This window comes from Salicibibacter kimchii, from assembly GCF_003336365.1.
In the GTDB taxonomy this organism is placed as follows: domain Bacteria; phylum Bacillota; class Bacilli; order Bacillales; family Marinococcaceae; genus Salicibibacter; species Salicibibacter kimchii.
This window is the reverse complement of record NZ_CP031092.1, coordinates 2280164-2303018: the sequence shown is the minus strand read 5'-3', so window position 1 is coordinate 2303018 and position 22855 is coordinate 2280164. Positions and strand designations below refer to the sequence as shown.

Here is a 22855-nt window from a genome sequence, read left to right as displayed (position 1 = left end):
AAACTTGGCTTATCGCCAAGCCTTTATGGCGAAAGCCTTAGTTGCATCTGCAGGAAAAAGTTTTACACATTCTTACCTGCCAAGAAAAGGGATGCCCAGTGGACATCCCTAATGCATCACCACGAAGGTAGCTATGAGCGGCGATTATCGTCTTCTTTTTCCCCCTCGTCGCCCCGTTCTTCGGTTTGATCTTGCTGCTCATCGGCCTCTTCATTCGTTTGTGAGTGGTCGCTTTCCGTTTCTTGTTGTTCTTCTTGCGCGTTAATGTTAACCTTCACATTTTCATCTTCCACAGCATCCGTCTCCCCGGAATTCTTCAGGGCTTCTTCCTGTGTCTGATTGGAATGATGGCCTTCAGGCAACTTCCCATCTTCAACGAGAGAGTAAATTTGCTCTGCATCCAATGTCTCTAATTCAAGCAAATTCTGAGCGACAAGTTCGAGTTTATCCTTGTTCTCCGTCAAGATTTGACGACAGCGTTCATAACTATCCTTAATAATCTTTTGCACTTCTTTATCAATCTCATGGGCGATTGCATCGGAGTAATTTTGCTCATTTTGAATGTCACGTCCGAGGAACACTTGGCCCCCGCCGGAAGATCCAAATTGCAACGGCCCTAATTTTTCGCTCATGCCATACTCCATGACCATTTTTCGCGCAATCGCTGTGGCACGTTGGAAATCATTGTGCGCGCCTGTACTTGCTTCTCCAAAGATGATGTCTTCCGACACGCGTCCGCCGAGTAAACCTACGATTTTATCAAGCAGTTCCGGCTTTGTCATAAAGTAGCGATCTTCTTTCGGTAACATCATGGCGTAACCGCCCGCTTGCCCGCGTGGAACGATCGTAACTTTATGCACGGCATCCGCATTCTCCAACTTCACGCCAACGACCGTATGACCGGCCTCGTGGTGGGCAACAATGTTTTTCTCTTTCTCGGAGATCACTCTTGTTTTCTTCGCGGGACCGGCAACAACACGGTCAATCGCTTCTTCAATATGCACCATTTTAATATTGACGCTATTAGCTCTCGCGGCAACTAACGCGGCTTCATTGAGAAGGTTTTCCAATTCGGCCCCTGAAAATCCTGGTGTTCGTTGTGCGATGGCACGGAGTTCAACGTCATCATCGATTGGTTTTTCGCGAACGTGAACTTTCAGTACATCTTCACGGCCCTTTACGTCCGGCAAACCAACTGTGATTTGACGGTCAAAGCGTCCCGGGCGCAACAGTGCCGGGTCAAGAACGTCCGAACGGTTGGTGGCGGCAATGATAATAATGCCTTCATTTCCTTCAAACCCGTCCATCTCAACAAGCAACTGGTTTAGTGTTTGTTCACGCTCATCATGACCACCACCGACGCCTGCTCCGCGCTGACGTCCAACAGCATCCAATTCGTCGATGAAAATAATACAAGGCGCATTGTTTTTTGCATTGTTAAAAAGGTCACGCACCCTGGATGCACCAACACCTACGAACATTTCCACGAAATCGGAACCGCTGATGGAGAAGAAAGGAACGCCTGCTTCACCGGCAACTGCCCGGCCGAGCAAGGTTTTACCCGTCCCCGGAGGTCCAACAAGGAGCACCCCTTTAGGAATACGCGCGCCAATGTTTGCAAACTTGCGCGGATCTTTTAAGAAATCCACGATCTCCACAAGTTCCTGCTTTTCTTCTTCAGCACCGGCGACGTCTTTAAAACGAGCTTTTTTCTGGTCGTCCGACTGCATTTTCGCTTTGCTTTTCCCGAAGTTCATCATTTTGTTTCCGCCGCCTTGCATCTGGCTCAGCAAGAAGAAGAAAAGGATGAAGATGATGATAAACGGGATCACTGCTACGAGAAATTGCACCCAGCCTCCCGGTTCCTCCCCGGGCTCTGTATCAATAGCCGTCAATGATTCATTTGTTTCGATCGCATCCAGCAGCATATTGGTCACTTCCGGAGAACGTAATATATGCGCTGTAAATTCATTTGCTTCGTCTTCTTCGCCCCCATTCACGAGTTCACCCTGGACAAGGTAAACTTCCATCTCAGGTTGAACGGTCATTGAGGCAATCTCATCTTGTTCAAGCGCTTGCATGAACTCATCCGTATGCATAATTTCATCGTCAACCGGATCATCCGTAAACAGCTGAACAATCCCGATAAGTATTAGAAGAACAAATAACCAAAAAAATGTATATCTCACTGTTCGGTTCATTCCTGACCTCCTCCCGCGGGTAACACGACAAAAGTAATCTTATCACATTTGCGCTTTCTATCCAATCAAGAACCTCGGTAAATCTCCGGCTTTAAAATGCCGATGTAAGGGAGGTTTCGGTATCGTTCCGCATAGTCGAGTCCGAAGCCGACAACAAACTCATCCGGCACTGTAAAACCGACGATATCCGGTACGATGTCAGCTCTTCGCCCTTCCGGTTTATCCAATAACGTCACAATCTTTACGGAGTTCGCTTGGCGATGATGAAATAAGCTGACGAGATAGCTTAATGTTAATCCGCTATCAATGATATCCTCCACAATGATAATATCCCTGTCCTTCACAGAAGAGTCAAGATCTTTCACAATCTTAACTTCCCCGGAAGAGACCGTCTTGTCTCCATAACTGGAAACATCCATAAAATCAATTTCAAGATGGGCATGAATCGCACGGGTCAAATCTGCCATAAAAGGCATGGCCCCTTTTAACACCCCGATAACGAGAGGGAAACTGTCTTTATATTCGTGGGTCATGCGTTTGCCGATCTCTTTTGTTTTCTCTTTGATTTCTTCTTCTTCAATCAAAATTTTTTCAATATCTTCCTTCATTCTTTTTCGGCACCCTCATTTTACATCTTTTTATGGATTTGACTCTATCCCTGTCATGATCATCGACGTTCCGTTTATGCATGTTCCTTTTTGACGAGTTGTATCCAAACATAATCATCTTTTTCACCGATATGGCCTGCATCTTTACTTTTTTTCAGTAAAGGGGCCCAGAGCACCACTCCTGTTGCATCAGTAATGACCGGCCAGCAATCGCGTTCTCGACGTGAAACTTTAGCATCAATCATTACTTGTTTTAATTTCTGGGTACCACCAAGGCCCAGAGGCCGGATGACATCCCCGGGTTGACGCGTACGTACCGACAATGGCAAATGCAACTCCGATCGCGGGAAATAGTACGACGTCTCATCATGGGGAGGGGGCGACCCTTTAAAAGGTTCAAATAAAAGGGTCCCGAGCCCGGTTTCCACCTTTGCCGGGAAATCGTACACCTTGACTCGCAAAGCCCCGGCCTCCTCACAAGGGGGCCGTTCAGCATCCGAGAAATGCAATTGTTCATAATCGCGATAAACCTTTATACCATCAGGTAGCGATCGTTGTGCTGACGGGTGAGTACCCTCGATTAATGTGAAACATTCTTCAATATGTATGCGAGAAAACTGTCCATGCTTTTGATGGTAAATATAAGTCAATAGTAAGTGAATCGCACGCCGTTGTAAAGCAATAGGGGTTTCACGAAAACGAGGCAATGTTAGCACATACCCATCTTCTCGTTGCACGGCCGTCTCCGACAGCACTTTTTCCGCTTGCTGTTTTAGATAGAGCGCATCGTCTCTAAAGTCCTCAGCCAACTTTTGAAAGTGTGTATGGGCTTCTCGGTTTTCTCGTTTCAACGGTGGGAGCACCTGCTTACGCACACGGTTTCTCGTATAGGCATCCTTTCGATTCGTTTCATCTTCTCGCCAGGACACTGTGTGCGCTTTTGCATACGCGATGATTTCTTTTTTCGTCACCGGTAAAAAAGGACGGAGAAGCCTCCCTTCTGAAAACGGGCGGTCCACGGGGATCCCGATTTGCCCCCCATAATAGTCAAAGCCTCGCGTCTGTTGCATGAGCATGGTTTCGATTTGGTCATCTCCGTGGTGGGCGGTCGCTAGTCTGTCCAACTTTTCCGTTTTCATGATTGCGGAAAAAAAATCGTAGCGCATGTCTCGGCTGATTCGTTGGATCGACCTGCCTTCGTTTTTCGACAAATCAAGGGTTTTATGAAAAAAAGGAATATGCCGTTCTTCACAAAAGCGTTTTACAAATGCTTCTTCTTCTTCGGCCTCTTTGCGCAGGCCATGATTACAGTGGGCAGCCATCACCGTTATGCCGTATTCATCCCTTTGCGAAAAGAGATAGTGGAGCAAAGACATGGAGTCAACCCCGCCGGACACGGCCACCAATACAGAGGACCCTCGCGGAAACATCCCATGACGAGAAACAAACGCATTGACTTTACGTTTCATATCTTTGATCAATCCCCCTGCCAATGGAAAAAATAGACAGCGCAAATACGACACCGCCCGCAATAGCACCGGCGTGCAACATGGTTGCTACTCCCTGCGTCAGCCCTTCTATGTAATTCTCGTCGACAAATGCCAACATGGTTTCATATGCTTTCCCGCCGGGAACGAGCGGAATAATACCGGGAATTGCAAATGTGGTCACGGGAACACGATGGCGCCGCGACAACCCGTAACTCATCAGCGATGCAGAAAAAGCGGCTAACGCAGCAGCGGCGATGAAGGAAACATTAATATCTTGAATGAAACTGTAAACGGTCCAGGCAAGCACACCGATCATCCCGATCCTCCCTAACAACCTGAAGGGAGTGTTAAAGATAATCGCAAATGCTACCGTCGCCATAAAGCAAATCAAAAGTTCCCACACCGTTGTGGCCTCCTATGGCAAAAACAATGATACAGCGGTAGCAACACCCGCTGCAATCGAGAGCGCGGTTAAAGCGGCTTCCGCCCCTCGCCCGAGTCCCGAGATAAAATCACCGTTCATCAGATCCCTAACTGAATTGGTTAACGGAATCCCGGGCACGAGCGGGATAATCGTCCCGATGATCACTTGATCGACGTTCGATCCGTAACCGCTGTGGAGTAACGCTAACGCTATAATACTGCCAAAAAATGAAGCGAGATATTCCGAGAAAAATTTTGCGTGTAAATAATGTTGAAACAACACAAGGAATAATGTTGACATTAATCCGCCCATCGCTGCCGGGATCATATCGAACTTCGTATTGCCGACTAAATAGGAAAATGCGCCACCCGCTACCCCGGAGGCAATATAAATCAGCCAAAGTGGATAATTCATCCGCGCCGCTGAAATTTTTATCAGTTGTTCATTGGCCTCTTGTTCGTTAATACGCCCCAGCACAAAATCCCGGGAAAGTTGATTCACTTCTGCCACCTTGTTTAAATCCTGGAAACGATCTACGATCCGAATCATCTGCATTAAGTTATCGCCATTGTCTTGAATCCCCGATAAAAAAATACCAGTCGTTGTCACAAAACTGTGGACATTCTTCAAGCCGCCCGCAACAGCCATTCGATTCATGATATCTTCTGCCCGGTAGGTTTCCGCCCCGTAAGTAACCATCAATTTCCCGGCAAAAAGACATAAATCAACCAAGCGTCCCTTTTCTGCCATGATTTCTGTCCCCTAAAGGGAACCACTTACAGCTTGCGCATGCTCCTGCTTTAAATCACCTGCCCTACCCAGTATAAAGCAGATGCAAGCAATAGAAAAGAAAGGACTAAAACGACGTCAATGGTTGTGAACGTGCGTTTTTTCCTGTTTCGTTTTTGGTTTTTTCTTTTCTTGCGGTGGTTCCCGATTTTTTGCTCCTGTCGAGGCGAAGCATTCTTCTTTAAAGGTTTTTCTTCTTTGGAAATAATATTCATCAGCCCTTGGCGCATTTTTTCCGCATCCGAATATTGACCGAACAACGCCTTTTTCAGCCATTGCCGATAGGGAACAAGCACGCGGGAACGTTCAATATAATTCATTAACGTTTCCTTGCCATCACGTCCTTTTTCAAATCGCCGTTTGTAAACAACATTCAGTAAAATCATCGCGGCAGCAAACAAATCATAGGTAGGCTCAGCCTTACGGTCCCCCAACCCCCAATAGCCGCGATCAAAAAATTCCGTATACTCTTTTACCGCTCGTCCAAGTACGGTCGTTCCACCGACATCAAGCCAGCGGATTCGATAGGGAGGACCGCCGACAACAATCAAGTTCTCCGGTTTCAGGTCCCCAAAAACCCAGCCGGCACGATGCAAGCGATCTAAATCCCCCAAGAGTTGCACAAGAAGAACCGGGCCCCACTCTTTTCCGTGCCGGTCAATATGCTGAAAGAGGGTTTCCCCTTTTAAATATTCCATTACGTAAAATGGATACTTGTACCCGCCAACGGTAACATCATCCGCATCGATGAAAGAAGGTCCAAGTATTTGGCCTTGGACCTTGGCAAAATGCTTTAATACATTCACCTCAGAAGTGATCGACATACTATTGTGCCCGACTTTTAGGGCGACCGGCCCTGTACGTGCATCTGCCAAATATACGATTCCAGTTGCCCCTCTTCCTAATGTTTTGCGAATGTAATAAGGATTGCGGTGCCACTTTCCGAGGATCCTCGTACCGGTTGGCAGATCAGGAGCCTCGTTCTTCAAGATAGGATTCTTCTTCTCCACGGGAGATCAAGCTCCTTTTTTTCTTCCTGTCGAACTGGTTTAGCGCAGTTTTTAATGCCGGCCCGGTCGGGGTTATTCCGCCGGTCGTTATTTTTTGAAACATGCCCGTTAATTGACCCATCCCGCGGGTCCATTCCCGTAACATATCCGTATCATTTTTCTTACCCGGAAAAGCAAGTACTTTAAATTCATTGTCCCCTCCCCGAGAGGCCATGCTAATTGTTAAATCTTCCAACGCTTCTTGGACAGTAGGTAACTTGGTCCGCATGCTCGCGCTCGTATCCACAAGAATCACCACTTCCAAGTTGACGACCTCCCCTATCTCATCTACGACTTCCATCACTTCTCCGCGTTTTTCCGGGGGAAGCTCGTCCCATTCCTGATCTTTTCCTAAAATTTGTGACAACTCTTGATTGACGACTCCTTGAAGCGTTTGTGTCATCGCCTGCGTTGTCACCATCTGTACGGTTTGCGCCAACTGTTTCTTATAAACAATTTGATGGATACCATCACCGGCTAAAGCGATGTTTTCAATTTCTGTTTGGGCCTGTTGATTCATTGCCCCTTCCTCAAGAACACCAATGACGTTGACGGTCACCTGTTGCTCGCTTGCCAACGCTGCTATGGCTGAAGGATCTCCACCTTCATTGGAACACCCATCGGTGATGAGCAATATTTGCCTTAATGTTCCAGTCCTCATGTCTCATATCCTCCCTCACAAGTCACTTTGATTATCCCCATCATTGACCAATACGAGGAGGGGTATACTAGTACAATGGACCGGAAATTCCCTCCCTGTGCGTTCAAAATAAGGGAGCAAACGTTCACCCCCCTATATCGAGGGGATGTCGAAACAGCTAAGGTTGAACCGTGAAAGGGTGGGAAGGAAGCAAACGAACAGACAGGTCTGTTTCTGTCCCGTGCTTGCTTCGGCTTACCGGCACAGCTTTGTTCTCTTTTTATGCCGATTTCGCCTTCCCATTGACACAGTCGCTTTCCTTTATCCTCTTTTCATGCCGATGCCGTGCATCCTTCGACTTGTGCGCCCCCCTCCACGCTCATTTCATGCCGATGCCCTCTTTCCTTCGACAGCCTCGCCCCCTGCGCTCTTCTCCCATGCCGATGCCGTACATGTGTACCATGAAATAACGCGTCCCCAACGTCGCCTCCATTCGATCACTTACATCTTTTTCAAGGCCCCCGAGCCGGAAAAGGATTTCTGAAACATATCCCTCCATTACGCATCTTTTGCAAACGGCTGTGCCCACCTCCCCATGGGGATCGTTGCCCATTTCGGAGTATTGCGCCGGACCTTTGCAACGACCACCGTCATATCATCCGCGATGCTCCCTTCACTCATGCGGATCACCTCTTCAAGCAACACGTCCGCGATGATTTGCGGATCTTCCGATTCAATTTCGCGAATTAACCGCTTCATCCACCATTCTTTATTTTCAATCCAACGTGCACCATCGAATAAGCCGTCACTCATCATGACGAGAAGGTCCTCATCTTGAAGACGTTCTTGTTTCATTTCAAAGTTTGCTTCCGAAACAATTCCCATCGGCAGATTTCCGGCTTCAATCGAAAACACCCGCTCTTTTCGCTTCACAAAACTCGGCATTGAACCAATTTTAAGGAAGTTGCTATCCGCGGTCTGCAAATCGATGATCGTAAGGTCAAGGGTGGAAAACATTTCATCATCTGCCCGTAAGGATAATAAGGAATTCATGGATTGGATCGCCACCCCTTCGTCAATGCCTGATTTCAATATATTTCGCAACAACTGCAACGTTTCCGAGCTTTCCCGATGTGCCCGTTGGCCGTTGCCCATGCCGTCACTAATGGCCACTGCAAATTTTCCAAACCCCAGTTGCATGGCAGCATGATTATCCCCCGATATCCAAGCTCCCCCTCGTGCTACCGTTGCCGAGCCTGTATCCACGACGTAGGTTTTTGCAGACGCAAATGTAACCCGGTTTTCAACTTCTGTTTCATCTATCGTCTCTACAATAATATGGTCAGACAGTATTCCCGAAAGCATCGGGGCAATCAGCTTCTCCGCTTCTTCGTGATTCATCCCGTTTCCAAGTTCAATTTCAATATGAACATCCCTGGGGCTGAGATTATAAATGTCCACTTGTTCAATGCTAAGGCCGGCATCAAACAGTGCAACATAAATTTGTTCCTCCTGATAATGATGGGTCTCTTTTTCCTTCTGGATTTCCTTGGCAAATGCGCCCATGACTTCCGATACGCCTTGAAGTTGATCGGCCACGAGGTTTCTGCTTTCTTCCATTTGTCGCGTGTACAGCCGCCGTATTTCATGCGGCTCCCATTGCTCTTTCATCGTCCGAACGATGCGATCCGGATAAATGCAATGCCGTTTAAGCCGTTCATACGTCCACGGCTCTACTTTATCGGTCTGTTCAATGTCCGACATAATGTTGTTCATGACATCATAGGTTGTATCAAAACGATTGACCCAGCACCTTTCCTTACGAAAACAATTCTGACAAGTATTCGAAGTGATATCAGCTAAAAAGTGATCCCCCTCTTCCTCGTCGTACGTCTGTTTGTTATGATTCCCCGGCGAAAAACTGGCCGATAACGTTTGAAATAAATCGGAGAATTTCTCCACACGGGAAGCGGTGACATCACGAATTTTTCGAAGATACCGTTGTTGTTCCTTAGAGTGCTCCATCGTTCCGGGAATATATTTCCCCATATAATCCGTTAGCGCTTTCGGTGTAAGCAAAAACAACAACACAGCGGCCCCGGACTCCATCACTGTAATTGCAGGATTGTTCATGCCGTTTCCGTACAAAGCGATGAGAGCGGTCCCAATCAGAAGCCCCATGCTTACCCCAAGTTTTTTCCCTTCTTTTAACAATCCGCCGAGCAAACCGGCAAACGCCAGTAAACTCATATAATACAAATTCGCAACCGCTGCCAAACTGAGCACAAGTCCCGTCACAACGCCCACCGTTGAACCAATGGCCGCCCCGCCGACGAGGGCAAACAACAACACAAGATAGCGGGCAAGGACATGCTCTGCGCCAAGGCCGTAAATCACCCAGCCAATCGCTCCGGTCATGACGGAAGCCAACAAGATGATAAAACAAATAATTTCCTCATTTTTTAATGTACGCTGTTTCTTGCGGGCATCTAATAACGGCAAGCTTTGTAAAAATATCATCGTCAACATGAGCGCCAGGCCCGCCTCAATAGCAGCCATAAACCAATGATATTGAGTCATGGCCGCCTCTCCCACGCCCGTGACAACCACCCTCGATGTTAGGGAAGCGAGGAAAACAGCCGCGGGGAGTGTCCATTTCCGGTTGCTGCCTATGTAATGTGCCACACGGTAGAAAAGAAGAAACAGCAACAATCCGGCAAGGACATATGGAATGTTAAAGGTGAGCCCCCATGCTGTTCCGGCAACCACGGCCACCGCTGCCAACACAGCTCTCTCTTTCTTCCAGGCAAAGACCGCGGCGAAAAAAGGAATCGCAAAAGGGTAAAGATCCGATAAAATCGCGGCTCGTCCCAACATGACACCTACGAGAAACAACAACAAACCCCATTTTAGAAACACGACTGTTGTGCCTTTTCTTAAGGAGTCTATCCCTTTTTTCCAATGACTTTTTATGCGAGCCATCCAATCAGCCGGTCCCAAGACCTTTCCTATCTGACCTTGCACTGTTTCTTTTTGGAACATTTACACCACCACCGTCTTTTTGTTTTCTTGGTAGTCGAGTATAGAGGCTTAGCGGTGCAAGGTTTGTCATAATGCGGTTTTTATGATGAAAATCGTTCGACGACTTTCACAAATCGGAACATGAGCGGTTGTCATCGGTATTTGAGCCTTAAAAATAATCATGGGGAGACTGGGTTTTTAAAAGCTCGGAAGTGTAATAGAGGAAGAATTCGCACATATTACATCGATTAACCAAAGATAAATAGGATTTTCGGCAACGAAAATTTTAGATGCAAAAGCGTTCGACAATTCACATAATTGCTTCTATATTTATGCTAAAACCCTTTTACCCCAATATCATAAAAAAAGAGACCCTCGGGTCTCTGTAGCATTTGTATACATTTAACTTGATGGTAGCGGCGGAGGGGATCGAACCCCCGACTCTACGGGTATGAACCGTATGCTCTAGCCAGCTGAGCTACACCGCCATCTAAAACCAGACAAGCTTAATTATAACCATTGTATTTTCCGAAGTCAATGGGTTACGCGAAGTTGTACATGGTTTTTTAAAACAAGCGGGCGTGAAAAGCAAAAAGAGAGGCGCGCCTCTCTTTTTCCGTCATGTTAAACAGTTGAAACAGTGTAAGTTATCGTCTCGACCTACCGCCTTTTTTGTCAGATTGTTTTCGGAGGGTTGCCAAATTCTCTTCGCTATCTTTAAGAAAACGGTTCATTTTATCTTCGAACGACACCTTTGGCTCCCGTTTCCTTCCTTGCCCTTGCCCTTTTTCTTGTGCCTTGCGGATCGATAGGCCGATTTTCCCGTCATCCCCGACTTTGAGCACTTTTACCGTGACGTCATCGCCAACCTTTATAAATTCATTAATATCCTTTACATATTGGTCGGCGACTTCACTGATATGCACTAACCCTGTTTTTCCCTCCGGTAATTCTACGAATGCTCCAAAGTGGGTGATCCCGGATACCTTACCCTGATACTTACTGCCTGTTTCAATCGACATTTTGCAAAATGCTCCTCCTTCATTTTTTTCAACTTAAGGGTGATTGCCCTCAATGTAGTCTAAGCATACACGATGTTTATGTTACGGGCAAAGAAAGAAAACAGTGATCAGTTAGTCCTCTTCATCCTCTTGCTCGGGCAACTGGAAAAGCGTCTCCCCTGGCTTTGACATATAATAATCTTTGCGAGCAACCTCGGTAATATAGTCCTCGTCGTTGTAGTTCATGATTTCCCGTTCAAGACGGTTTTCATTCGCCTCAAGTTCTTCCAATTGCTGCTGAAGTTCGACTTTTTCGTTGTTATTCGCTTGAATCATGCTGTATTGCGAAATCAATCCGACGCCTGCGAAAATAACAACGATGCTGGCCACGATCCCAATAACGGTAAGTCGCCGCCTTAATCCGCGTTTGCGTCTTTGTTCTCTCATCGCAAGTCGTTCTTGTTCCTTTTCGCTCATCTTTTTCCTGTTTAATTGGGTAACTTTGTGGTTTGGGGGTGTCCCGGACATTTGCCTTACCTCCTCCTACGTTTGCAGGCAAAACGTTTGCTTACCTTCCGGAAAACCAGCTTCTCAAACGCTTCCCCCAAACGGTTAACCGTGAAACAACACGGGAGCCGCCCACGATAAGATACAACGGCCGTAATAACCAATAGGTGAATGAATAGAGAAGCCATCTTATGCTACGATAGACAATGGTAAGCAATTGTTTTATTCCTTTGTATAACCATACCACAGGAGTCCACAAGAACAAATAGAGGACTTTCAAAATCATCGAATAAATCGTCTCTACAATGCTAATGAGCACTTCCAACACACGTAAAAAAAACGGACGAGCCGTCTGCCAGTATATAAAAAAACCTAGCAAAATCGATAGAAAAACATAGATCCGCAAATCTCCCTGATTCATTTGAAACAAAACATAAAAAACAAGGAGAGCCTGTACGACCCAAAAGAAAAGATCGAATATTGCTTGTGGCCATTTTGCTCTTGCCTTGTGCGGCAAACAACGATGATACACATCGAGTTGGGCCGCGATCACAGCACCAGTCACCATCATGGCGAAAAACGTTTGAAACTGAACGTCAAGGGTCACTTGAACAACTTCCCGATAAAGCCTTTTGGTTTCCCTTGGCTCTGTTCATCGACATAGATCAGGTCATCGATTTTGCCTTCGATCGAAACGAGACCTTCTTCCACGTTCAAGTTTTTCATATACAAATCATTTCCACGTACCGATAAATACCCCATCACAGTTTCCAATAAAAATTCCTGGCTGTCGAAACTCTCTACTTCTTTTACACCGCTGATTTCCAACGTCTTTCGCCCTTTTATAACGATATCATGTTCAGGTGTTGTGCTGGAATAACGATGGCTCGGCACATAATCGCTCATGGTAATCCCCCCAAGATGACATTCATTGCCATTAGTTTATGCACCTTGAGGGAAAAAAAGAACAAGCGTAGGCAAGCACTTGTTCAGCGTATGATCACTCGAGATCCGCCCTGTTATCATCCACTTTTGTTTCTTCCAACGTCGTGTAAAGGGATGCAGCTTCTCCTTTTTGCGCCGTGTTCTCCAGGCTTTCCACTCGTACTTTTACTATTTTTCTTCCATAACGAATGGTCACTTCGTCGCCCGGTTGGACTTCCGTACCGGCTTTGGCAACTTGTCCGTTCACTTGCAGGCGTCCTGCGCCGGCCACTTCTTTTGCGACCGGCCGCCTTTTAATCAAACGAGCGACTTTTAAAAATTTGTCAATTCGCATGTCATCACCTTATATCCCTTTCCTTTTTGCTTCGTCCCAATAGCGATCCATTTCCGTTAAATCAGAGGTTTCCGGGGTTTTGCCGTTTTCTTTTAATTGCGCTTCGATATATTGAAAACGCCGGATGAACGTTCGGTTTGTCATCAGCAAGGCTTCCTCTGGCTGAATCTTGAAGAAACGGGCAAGATTAGCAAGAATGAAAAGGACGTCGCCGAATTCTTTTTTCGCTTCTTCATGATTATGTTCCGTCAAAGCTTCCTTCCATTCCGCGATCTCTTCCTCAAGTTTCTCCCACATTGGCGCGTCCTCGCCCCATTGGAATCCAGCCTTTGCCGCTTTTTTCTGGAGCTCAAGTGCGGTCATCAACGCCGGCATGGAGCTCGGGACGTCATCAAAAAACGACGCCGGCGTTTGATCCTTTTTTTCCATTTCTTTTATTTTGTCCCAACGTAATTCAACATCTTCGGGGCGATCTCCTTCTATCTTTTCATGAAAAACATGGGGATGGCGACGGATCATTTTCTCCGTTAAGCCGGCAATGACATCATCCATATTGAAATAACCTTCATCTTCGCCGATTTGCGCGTGCAGGAACACTTGCAAAAGCACATCCCCAAGCTCTTCAATCAAATGTTCGTCATCTTCCTCATCAATCGCATCAAGCACCTCGTACGCCTCTTCAAGCAAAAATCGTTTCAATGTAACATGGGTTTGTTTTCGATCCCACGGGCAACCGTCAGGACCTCGCAATACACGAATGACTTCCCGGAGTCGCGTGAACGTATGACTCAAATAGCTTTCATCCGGTACCGGCGGCACGTAAAGGACCGTAAGATTGCTGACGTTCATCTCCCGATCCAGCGCATAAAGCGGAAGCGTCGTCACTTTCTCGTCAGGGCTTCCCGCTGCTTGGACCAGCGTCACCTCGTAATCATCGGGAAAATGCTCCATTAACGTCAGCTTCACTTCTGAAGCGACGAAGCCGTCGTACAGCTGCGAGATGATCAAATGCTGGGTCAACAAGAGGTCATCTGCTGTAAGATTCGTTGCATCCAGTAATTGAAATCCATCATTCGGATCGATCCGTAGGGCTGAAAAGACAGGATCCAAAAAGCTGGCTCCCCCGACCATATCGATGCTCGCTCGCCCCTCGGCTTCCGCAGTCAGCAAAAGCTGAACCGTTTCTTCCGCAACGAGCGGATGGCCGGGGACGACGTAACGGATTCTCTCCCGAGGCGCCGCCGCGGCCGCGCCGAGCAGAGCCTCCACGATGCCCTCGTAAATCGGCGGAAACGTGTCATGCGCTTCATAGATGGCATCAAACGCCTCGAATTCCACCCCTTCGGATTGCAATTCAGCAATTACAGGGTGGCGCGTCGTACGCGCGTATGCCATTCCCCCATCTTTTAGCCGTTTGTAAACGTCCAGCGTTAGTTGCCCGAGGCTCCCCGGCCCCAACCCAATAATTTCAATTTCCGGTTTTTTTGTATCCTTCACGAAGTAACGCCCCTCTTTCAATCTCGAACTTCCTGACGACCAGTATAGCATACCGGGGGATTGGCGTGAAAAAACCGGTATAAACACATGTTACGATTTGTTTTAGGCGTTCGGAGTGATTGGAAGACGTCTTACGGTCTATTTTCGGTGGTCGCACTAACTTTAGATCGTATGACTTATCAGATTTATATTCGAAGTCCGCGCACAGGAATAAATTTCCATTAATGTAACTCCATATGCGCCGAACTGCTCGTATCCGCTCCCAAAATATCCCCCATCAGCGTCAAAGCACGTGCATTTGATTCTTTATAGTTGGAAGCCGTACAATCTTTTGGCACAAAAATACGATACCCTCGCATATAAGCATCGTTGGCCGTAAAATGGATGCACTTGTCCCCTGCCACACCGGTGAGAATAATGTTTTGCACCTTCAATTGTTCGAGTAAGAATGCCAACTGTGTTTCAAAAAAACCGGAAAACTGCGGCTTCAGGATAAAATAATCGTCCTCTTCCGGCAAAACTTTTTCTGACATTTTCTTTCCTTTTGAACTTTCCTCGGTACAGAATTTTACCACATCCTGAAAACTTTTTTTCCATTGCCCATAATTGTCGTTGACATATATGACGGGATAGTTTCGCTCCTTGGCCCTTTTCTTCAATTTTTTTGCCTGTTTGGCCGCTTCTTCTCCTAGCGGGCGCAACAATTCGCCCTCCGGAAAATCTAAATTATTGATAAAATCAATCAGAAGTAAAGCCGTGTTTGGTTCTCGCATAGACATGGGAGACACCCCTCCTTATCGCCCTTATTCCCCTTCTATCACTCGGATTAATCATTTATCAATGTATTTTCGGTACTATACTTGCTGACTGTACAAGCCATGCCTAACGCGTGCAGAAAGTTGCCATAGATACACAAAAAACATACCATTGTCGAAAGAAAAGCATGAAGGAGGAACCAATGTCCATGTATACTGGAACAGGCGACGATGGAGAGACAGGAATTGTAGGTGGGACGTATCTCAAAATCAAGTGTGAAAGTCGAAGCATACGGCACGATTGAGGAGGCGAACAGTTTCCTCGGGCTGGCCATTGCTTTTTTAACGAATAACGAAGCCGAAATCAAAGCAGAACTTATTAACATTCAACATGCGAGGTAAGAGCAGGGATAAAACCCCTAACTTTAACACAGGTAAACATTCTTATAGTAAAAATAAAGGACCACCTCTCAGCCGGGGTGGTCTTTTCCATCGATTACGTTGTTGCTTTCTCTTTGTCGAAGGTAGGTTGAGGTTCGATCGGTTTAATGCCTTCGCGGTTCGCGAGGAATTCCGGTCGCTTCGACGCGTTTCCGAATGGTTCTTCCAATTGGTTTTCGATGGAGTTAAATACGAAAAACGCGTTGCTTCTTGGTAATGGCGATATATTGCCGGAAGACCCGTGCATCGTGTTGCTCTCGAAGAAGAGGACCATGCCCGCTTTCCCGGTAGCCGTTTCAATGCGTTTCCCTGCTTTTTCAAACAGTTGCGTCAAACTTTCTTGATCAGGAATACCGAGCTCCTGTTTTTGCAAGGATTGTTCGTAATTGTTCTCCGGCGTTTCGCCCGGGCAGGAGACAAACCATTGATGGGAACCGGGCACAAGCATTAAAGGACCGTTGTATTCATAATTGTCGGTTAATATAATGGAGCAGCTTACCGCTCTCGGTTTCGGCATCCCGTCTTCCACGTGCCAGGTTTCAAAATCCGAATGCCAATAAAACTCTTTTCCGCTAAATCCCGGCTTAAAGTTAATACGGGATTGATTGATGTAGACGTCACTGCCGAGCAGTTGACGGGCGGCTTTTACAATGTGCTCATTGGAAGCCAACCTGCTAAAGAAATCATTGTTTTTATGCACTTCGAAAATGGATCGGACTTCATCACCTTCCGGTTCGGTAACGACGGTATCCGACTTTTCCCCTTTGGCATTTTCCAGCGTTTGTTTCAGTTGATCAGCCATAATATCTACTTCATCTTCCGAAAACACATCGTCTAGCATAAGAAAACCGTTGTCTTCATACGAATCGAGATCAGAAGCGTTAAGTGGTCCATCAAACTTTCCTCGATTATGAATGACCGGATCTTCGCGCTTCATTAGTTTGGCATTGCTTCCTACCCTGGATGGATAAAAATCTGTACGCATCTGAAACACTCCTTCATTCATTGATTAAGTTTGATCAACGTTCAATATCCATGTTAACGACTAAGAATGATCAGCGCAAATGTCTTATAAACGCTGTGACACTTCTTGCCTCCATAAGCGAAGCTGTGAAATCTTGTAATCAAAATCACCATATTTTTTCAGCTTATAACGTTTACTATCATCTTCTTACGCCCTTCTTTATTATCCTAATAGTTGTGCAATTATTATTTATCGCATACAACCTATATGTACTAGTTACAAAGGACCAGTTAAGAGGAGATGCAATGAAACACATGACGAATGAACTTTTGGTAGAGGCATACGAATTAGCGAAAGAAAGAAAGCTCGATCAAGGTTTTTTATTGCTGCTCGAAACAGAAATTCACAAACGCATCGAACATACACAATTGATCGTAGCCGCTCCATATGACCAATAGCAAAAGCGCCCCGCGAGGCGCTTCTTTTTCATACTTTACGGATGTTTTTCTAATGCTCGGATACTTCTACGGAGATGACGTGCTCCTTAAAAAAGGAAAGACCTTTTTTATTGTACGTACCGCTCCCCCCCATAAATTCGTTCTTGACTTCATTTTCATTTTCGCCTTCTTCTTCCACATGAATCACATGCCCATTTTTCAGTGAAACTTTAACATCAAAGGTTGCCAACTTTCTCATCCCTTCCGCTTAATATATCATTTATTTACCCACGTGTAGCATTCGTCAAACGCCTCATGCTACTCCCCGCCTGCCTTCCCCTGAAAATTATATAAAAAATTTTTATTTCCAATCAATCCCTCTTCCCAAAATGAATATTGTTATGGTAATATTGCGTTGTATCAAGAATGTACCTCAATATGCGCTAATCCTATACAAAGAAAGGGGCTGAGAAAGCAAGCAAGTACAATCACCTGTTTCTTTATGTTAATAGTTAGAAAAGTTAAAGTAATGAGAGGAGGATTACAATGTTGATTTATACGAAAGGACGCGAACTTCTCGAAAAAGACCTTATGGAACAAGAAAAGGCAGAAGCAGGTGAAAACAACCAGGAAGAAGCGCATGCAATAAAGACGATGGAGCCTAAACGTCAGAAAAAGAAATTCAGACGCTTTTTCCGCAAAATGTGAATAAGCATGATGAGGTGGATTCAGCAACCTAACAGACGGACTGATAAACAGAACATTACCTTCGTAGACAAACTGATTCCCCCTCATCCCCCATACGTTTTTGGTGACTAATTTCTTACTATTCAAAATATATATACGGAATGGAAAGCAGGCCCCAGGTTGAGCCTGCTTCCAGTATGATATTTGGGATCAATCATTATGATATAAAGCCATAATAATGGCTCCGCCAGCATCTTGTAAAGAGCCTCCAGCTGTTTTTTCCTATCTAGTAAATATAAAAAGCCAGTGATTGGATCCGTTATGGCAACGCTCATTGCTCCATCTGTCTCGCGAGAAATCCGGCGGCGGTCTCGATGAGCGTACGGGCAACTTGTTCATCCGGAGCTTTGTCTTTAGCCACCATGACAACTGCTCCAATCGGGTCGCCATTTGCAATGATCGGGGCAACCACGTACCCTTGCATCGCATCACGATGATCGCTGACAAGGTTATATTCCCCATGTTCAAATGCTGCCGCCGTTTGTCTTTGGTTTATGGAAGTCTCCACGACATCCCCAATGCTTTTGTTGGCATAATCCTTCTTGGATCCTCCGGACACGGCAATATAAGAATCACGGTCGGCAACGAGAATCGGATGTCCCAGGCTATCATATAACGCTTCGGCGTATTCCTTCGCAAAATCACCGAGTTCGGATATTGGGGAGTATTTCTTTAAAATCACTTCCCCATCCCGATCAACAAAGATCTCCAGCGGGTCGCCTTCACGTATTCTAAGCGTTCGCCTTATTTCCTTTGGGATGACCACACGGCCCAAATCATCAATTCGACGGACAATACCAGTAGCTTTCATGCTGATGCCTCTCTTTCCTAGATGAATTTTCTTTTGGAAGTTGTTCAAAAAGTTTGGGCAAAATATAAGAGCTTACGGAACTTCGACTTCGTTTTGGCACGTCCAGTTTGAAGGCGAGTGGGGATTTTCGCTTCTAACACTCCCGCTTCCGACCTCTGGAATGCCACGCTTTCGCAGTAAGCTTTCGCCATCATGACGATTAAAAACGAACATTTTCTAACGTTTGTTGGCTCTTTTTTCCTCCTTTTTGAACACGCACAATGAGTGACCAGACTTGCCTGCTTCAGGTGATTACTGGTAGTATCCGTCATCCAAAAACGAACTATTCACCCATAATCAAAGAAATTTAAGAAACGGGAACCACCCTTGGCAAAATCAGCATTCATCTGTAGAACGAAGGAAAGAAAATCATGCAGTGTAGACCGGCTTAAATAGTCATCCAAAAAGACCGCATGACACGTTCACGCGGTCTTTTTTTGGCGACCTGCCGATTTCAATTGTTTAACGTGCCGTGAGGCTCTTCGCATTCATCACTGGATTGCAGCCATGTTCCGACGCCGCGTGATTTTTCAAGAAGTAACCGATTCTGACATATTATCTTTTCTTACTTCCGGAATCCGAGCGAGAATTCGTTCCAGCAAAGAGACGTAAACGGCTGAAGATAAACGTTTGGCATGGATGACCAGCTTAATTTTCTTCCCTTCGGTTCCGACAACAACGTCTCTGCCCAATTCATTGACGAATTTAAACAACAAGGCTCCATCGATGACGTTGGATGTCTCTTCTGAGAGCATGATCGTGCATTTGCCGTTACTTTCCGATATAGCCTCTATTCTTTCCTGCAAGGCAAACAGCTTAATCCTTGAAATGGAAAACAGGGCACGGACTTCATCCGGATATTCACCGAAACGATCGATCATTTCCTCGTGTAAATCGTTTAAGTCATCAAAGGTTTCCAAGCCACGAAAACGTTTGTACATTTCGATTTTTTGCTTGGCATCTTTAATATAATCTTCCGGGATATAAGCTTCTACCTTCACATCCAATTCGATATCGGATGACTCGGTTTCTGCTTTTTCCTGCACCCCTGTACGATTATCAATCGCTTCCTTCAGCATTTGCGAATACATGTCGAAACCTACGGAATCAATGTAGCCATGTTGCTCGGCTCCTAACAAATTTCCGGCTCCCCGGATCGATAAATCCCGCATGGCGATTTTAAAACCGGACCCGAGCTCCGTAAATTCTTTAATCGTTTGTAAGCGTTGTTCTGCGACTTCCGTGAGCACTTTATCCCGCTGATAAGAAAAATAGGCATAGGCGATTCGATTCGAACGCCCGACCCGTCCACGGATTTGATAAAGTTGAGAAAGACCCATCCGATCCGCATGATTGATAATTAATGTGTTCACGTTCGGGATATCAACCCCGGATTCAATGATCGTTGTCGTTACCAATACATCTTTATGCCCTTCGAGAAAATCGACCATGACCGCTTCCAATTCTTGTTCCTGCATTTGGCCATGGGCGTAAGTAACCTCTGCCTCGGGGGCGAGCATGGAAATCTGCTCGGTCATTCGTTCAATATTATCTACACGGTTGTGCAAAAAGAACACTTGCCCACCCCGGCTTAACTCACGTTCAATCGCTTCCTTGACGAGAGACGGATTGTATTCAAGCACATACGTCTGCACAGGAAAACGATTTTCCGGAGGGGTTTCGATAAGGGATAAATCACGTACCCCGAGCATGGACATATGAAGCGTTCGGGGGATCGGCGTCGCGGTGAGCGTAAGCACATCAATATTGGCTCGCAACTGTTTGATTTTCTCTTTGTGCGTTACCCCGAAACGTTGTTCTTCATCGACGATCAATAAGCCGAGATCCTTAAATTGAATGTCTTTGGATAGCAAACGATGGGTCCCGATGACCAAATCAAGCCCGCCTGTTTTTAACGAACGAAGGGTTTCCGTTTGTTGTTTTCGTGTACGAAAACGGTTCAGAAGCCCGATGTTGATAGGGTGGTCAGAAAAACGTTCGGAAAAGGTGTCAAAATGCTGCTGGGCAAGGATGGTCGTCGGAACGAGCAACGCCACTTGCTTCCCGTCCATGATCGCCTTGAAAGCGGCACGGATGGCAACTTCCGTTTTTCCATAACCGACATCGCCACATAACAAACGATCCATCGGGCGCTCCCGTTCCATATCTTCTTTAATTTCCTTAATGGCCCTTATTTGGTCGTCAGTTTCCTGGTATGGAAAAGCTGCTTCAAAATCCCGCTGCTCCTGATCGTCCGCAGAAAAAGCATATCCTTGTGAAGCTTCACGCTCCGCGTACAGCTTGACGAGATCATCCGCAATATCCTCGACGGACGACTGCACTTTCCTTTTAACTTTTTTCCAACTTTGCCCCCCAAGTTTATAAATCTTCGGGTCTTTATCTTCGGAACCGACATATTTTTGCACTAGGTCAATCTGTTCTACCGGGACGTATAATTTGTCATTTCCTGCATAGGAAATATGGATATAATCCTGATGCAGTCCACTAACCGTCAATGTTTCAACGCCTAAGTACTTCCCGATTCCATGTTCGGCATGAACGACGAGGTCCCCTACGTGCAGCTCGGAGTAACTCTGAATCCGTTCTGCATTCGACAGTTTTTGCTGCCGTCGCTTACGGGTAACTTTTTTCGTGAACGTCTCCCGTTCCGTGATGACGGCCAGTTGGTCCAAAGGGAGCTCAAAGCCATTGTGTAAGTCCCCCTCCATGATATACGCACGTTGACTTTGCAATTCCGTATCCCGAGAGACCCATTCCGCATCGATGTCATAGTCGCTTAGGACATGTTGCAAACGACGGCCTCGTTCTTCATCGGCAGCAACAAAAACAACCGTAAAATCCCCATTCATCCATCGTTGTATTTCTCCCTGCAGCACGGGCATCTGCCCATGAAATTGTTGCATGGCTTTACAATTAACATTCACGATGTTCTGCGGTTGCGTCGCCGGGACACTGCGCAAAAACAAAGAAAAGTAGATGATTTGCTGTTGAATCGCCTTAAGCACATCTTGGAAAGATTTAGACACCTGTATGCCATGCGGAGCATCCCCTTGCTCCACCAACGCCACTTGCCAATTCGCTTCTTCTTGATCCAGCTGTTCTGCCGTTTCCTGGACGCGGCTAATTTCATCAAACAATACAAGCGCATTTTCAGGCAAATAGTCCAAAAGTGTATTTACTTCCGTATAAAAATACGTCATGTATTTATAAAGGCCCTGAAAGCGGATCTGTTCTTTTAACAAATCGCGCTCCTGCGACAATTTCTGTCGCAATAAATCCTTCGATTCCGCATCTTTTACTTGTTTAATGGTCTCGTCCATACTCGTTTCCAATTTTTCAAACGCTCGTTGCCAATGGTCATCAAACAGCACCACTTCATCCGCCGGGCCGATTTGAACATGGCGTACCCGATCCAACGAGCGCTGATCTTCCGCATTAAAATAACGAATGGATTCAATCTCCGTATCGAATAAGTCAATGCGGAGCGGGTGCTCTTCGGTTAACGGATAGACATCAATAATCCCGCCACGCACGCTAAACTCCCCGGGAGCGGAAACCATGTCTACACGTGAATACCCCATGGAGGAAAAACGCTGTAACAAATCATCAACGTCCAGGTCGTCTTGCTCATGCAGGGATATTTGACTTTTTCCCCAAACCGCTTTTGGCGGTAGCAATCGTCTAAGCCCTGCAATTGGTACGATCACCACTCCTTTAAAATCAGTAAAAAGCGCATTCATAACCTCCATGCGCTGCGCTCTCATCTCCGGGCTGGCAACCGCAATTTCTGCGGATATCAATTCGTTCACAGGGTATAAATATACATGTTCCTCTCCAAGTAAATCACTTAAATCTTCTTGCCATTTTTGGGCTTGCAATAAATTATAAGTGACAAGCACTTGCGGTTTTCGCCCCATATGATAAATCGCCGATGACAGGATCGTTTTCGCCGAACCACTCAACCCTGTTAACAATTGTTCGTGTAATCCGTTTTCCAAGCCATCCTCTATACTTTGAATATGCTTATTATCTATCAACTTCTGTGCAATCGCCTTCATGAGCACGATTCCTCCCCTGGTTACAACTCGTTTCTTTCCGTATGGCGAGATCGAAACCACATGATGATTCATTCAT

General features: G+C 46.0%; 23 protein-coding genes and 1 tRNA gene. 3 read left to right on the top strand and 21 right to left on the bottom strand.

All coding sequences use genetic code 11. The features are described from left to right. Positions 1 to 131: 131 nt before the first annotated feature. The 17 genes from ftsH to DT065_RS11575 all read right to left on the bottom strand — a co-directional run bounded on the left by ftsH (position 132) and on the right by DT065_RS11575 (position 15285). Entirely contained in the window at positions 132 to 2201 is a 2070-nt protein-coding gene (gene ftsH / locus DT065_RS11655; RefSeq protein ID WP_114373553.1) for an ATP-dependent zinc metalloprotease FtsH, read from the bottom strand. A gap of 65 nt (positions 2202 to 2266) precedes the next feature. Further along, a complete protein-coding gene (gene hpt / locus DT065_RS11650) occupies positions 2267 to 2809 on the bottom strand; it encodes a hypoxanthine phosphoribosyltransferase (RefSeq protein ID WP_114373551.1) in 543 nt (180 codons plus the stop codon). Between the two features lie 74 nt (positions 2810 to 2883). Beyond that, positions 2884 to 4278 carry a tRNA lysidine(34) synthetase TilS gene (gene tilS / locus DT065_RS11645; protein WP_114373549.1) on the bottom strand — a complete coding sequence of 465 codons (1395 nt, stop codon included), beginning with the start codon at positions 4276 to 4278 and terminating at the stop codon, positions 2884 to 2886. Then, a complete protein-coding gene (locus DT065_RS11640) occupies positions 4268 to 4702 on the bottom strand; it encodes a threonine/serine exporter family protein (protein WP_114373547.1) in 435 nt (144 codons plus the stop codon). The genes tilS and DT065_RS11640 overlap by 11 nt, the downstream gene beginning before the upstream one ends. 12 nt (positions 4703 to 4714) lie before the next feature. Further along, positions 4715 to 5473: a threonine/serine exporter family protein gene (locus tag DT065_RS11635; RefSeq protein WP_114373545.1), complete on the bottom strand. Its 759-nt coding sequence runs from the start codon at positions 5471 to 5473 to the stop codon at positions 4715 to 4717. Positions 5474 to 5523: 50 nt separating this feature from the next. Further along, the gene (gene prkT, locus DT065_RS11630) at positions 5524 to 6501 is read right to left on the bottom strand and encodes a serine/threonine protein kinase PrkT (RefSeq protein ID WP_114373543.1); all 978 of its coding nucleotides are present in this window, start codon (positions 6499 to 6501) and stop codon (positions 5524 to 5526) included. After that, positions 6482 to 7222 carry a VWA domain-containing protein gene (locus DT065_RS11625; protein WP_114373541.1) on the bottom strand — a complete coding sequence of 247 codons (741 nt, stop codon included), beginning with the start codon at positions 7220 to 7222 and terminating at the stop codon, positions 6482 to 6484. Before DT065_RS11625 ends, prkT begins: the two co-directional genes overlap by 20 nt. Positions 7223 to 7580: 358 nt before the next feature. Beyond that, positions 7581 to 7760, bottom strand: a complete 180-nt coding sequence (locus DT065_RS11620; RefSeq protein WP_114373539.1) for a hypothetical protein — start codon at positions 7758 to 7760, stop codon at positions 7581 to 7583. Continuing rightward, on the bottom strand, positions 7760 to 10243 hold the full coding sequence (spoIIE, locus tag DT065_RS11615) for a stage II sporulation protein E (protein ID WP_114373537.1): 2484 nt from the start codon (positions 10241 to 10243) through the stop codon (positions 7760 to 7762). The genes DT065_RS11620 and spoIIE overlap by 1 nt, the downstream gene beginning before the upstream one ends. A 390-nt stretch (positions 10244 to 10633) precedes the next feature. Next, positions 10634 to 10710 (bottom strand) — tRNA-Met (locus tag DT065_RS11610). A gap of 159 nt (positions 10711 to 10869) precedes the next feature. Next, positions 10870 to 11244 carry a S1 RNA-binding domain-containing protein gene (locus DT065_RS11605; RefSeq protein WP_114373536.1) on the bottom strand — a complete coding sequence of 125 codons (375 nt, stop codon included), beginning with the start codon at positions 11242 to 11244 and terminating at the stop codon, positions 10870 to 10872. Between the two features lie 111 nt (positions 11245 to 11355). Next, positions 11356 to 11751: a septum formation initiator family protein gene (locus DT065_RS11600; protein ID WP_114373534.1), complete on the bottom strand. Its 396-nt coding sequence runs from the start codon at positions 11749 to 11751 to the stop codon at positions 11356 to 11358. A gap of 40 nt (positions 11752 to 11791) precedes the next feature. Next, on the bottom strand, positions 11792 to 12337 hold the full coding sequence (gene yabQ / locus DT065_RS11595; RefSeq protein ID WP_114373532.1) for a spore cortex biosynthesis protein YabQ: 546 nt from the start codon (positions 12335 to 12337) through the stop codon (positions 11792 to 11794). Beyond that, the gene (gene yabP, locus DT065_RS11590) at positions 12334 to 12636 is read right to left on the bottom strand and encodes a sporulation protein YabP (protein ID WP_114373530.1); all 303 of its coding nucleotides are present in this window, start codon (positions 12634 to 12636) and stop codon (positions 12334 to 12336) included. Before yabP ends, yabQ begins: the two co-directional genes overlap by 4 nt. A gap of 94 nt (positions 12637 to 12730) precedes the next feature. Next, positions 12731 to 13009, bottom strand: a complete 279-nt coding sequence (locus tag DT065_RS11585) for an RNA-binding S4 domain-containing protein (protein ID WP_114373528.1) — start codon at positions 13007 to 13009, stop codon at positions 12731 to 12733. Positions 13010 to 13018: 9 nt separating this feature from the next. Continuing rightward, entirely contained in the window at positions 13019 to 14506 is a 1488-nt protein-coding gene (yabN, locus tag DT065_RS11580) for a bifunctional methyltransferase/pyrophosphohydrolase YabN (protein WP_227002573.1), read from the bottom strand. A gap of 221 nt (positions 14507 to 14727) precedes the next feature. Next, the gene (locus tag DT065_RS11575; RefSeq protein WP_114373524.1) at positions 14728 to 15285 is read right to left on the bottom strand and encodes a cysteine hydrolase family protein; all 558 of its coding nucleotides are present in this window, start codon (positions 15283 to 15285) and stop codon (positions 14728 to 14730) included. A gap of 228 nt (positions 15286 to 15513) precedes the next feature. Here DT065_RS11575 and DT065_RS11570 point away from each other — a divergent pair, with 228 nt between their 5' ends. Then, positions 15514 to 15663, top strand: coding sequence for an ATP:cob(I)alamin adenosyltransferase (locus DT065_RS11570; protein ID WP_227002571.1), 150 nt, complete (start codon positions 15514 to 15516; stop codon positions 15661 to 15663). Positions 15664 to 15757: 94 nt separating this feature from the next. On the opposite strand, the gene thpD is transcribed toward DT065_RS11570, so the two are convergent. Beyond that, positions 15758 to 16687, bottom strand: coding sequence for an ectoine hydroxylase (thpD, locus tag DT065_RS11565; protein ID WP_114373522.1), 930 nt, complete (start codon positions 16685 to 16687; stop codon positions 15758 to 15760). A gap of 284 nt (positions 16688 to 16971) precedes the next feature. On the opposite strand from thpD, the gene sda reads away from it, so the two are divergent. Beyond that, the gene (sda, locus tag DT065_RS11560) at positions 16972 to 17124 is read left to right on the top strand and encodes a sporulation histidine kinase inhibitor Sda (protein WP_114373520.1); all 153 of its coding nucleotides are present in this window, start codon (positions 16972 to 16974) and stop codon (positions 17122 to 17124) included. 49 nt (positions 17125 to 17173) lie between these two features. On the opposite strand, the gene DT065_RS11555 is transcribed toward sda, so the two are convergent. Continuing rightward, positions 17174 to 17353, bottom strand: a complete 180-nt coding sequence (locus DT065_RS11555) for a hypothetical protein (protein ID WP_114373518.1) — start codon at positions 17351 to 17353, stop codon at positions 17174 to 17176. Positions 17354 to 17649: 296 nt separating this feature from the next. Here DT065_RS11555 and DT065_RS18935 point away from each other — a divergent pair, with 296 nt between their 5' ends. Beyond that, complete coding sequence (locus DT065_RS18935; RefSeq protein WP_160112528.1) at positions 17650 to 17811, top strand: hypothetical protein; 162 nt, start codon at positions 17650 to 17652, stop codon at positions 17809 to 17811. 310 nt (positions 17812 to 18121) lie between these two features. On the opposite strand, the gene spoVT is transcribed toward DT065_RS18935, so the two are convergent. Continuing rightward, complete coding sequence (gene spoVT / locus DT065_RS11545; protein ID WP_114373514.1) at positions 18122 to 18661, bottom strand: stage V sporulation protein T; 540 nt, start codon at positions 18659 to 18661, stop codon at positions 18122 to 18124. Between the two features lie 569 nt (positions 18662 to 19230). Next, positions 19231 to 22779, bottom strand: a complete 3549-nt coding sequence (gene mfd, locus DT065_RS11540; RefSeq protein ID WP_114373512.1) for a transcription-repair coupling factor — start codon at positions 22777 to 22779, stop codon at positions 19231 to 19233. Positions 22780 to 22855: the final 76 nt, after the last annotated feature.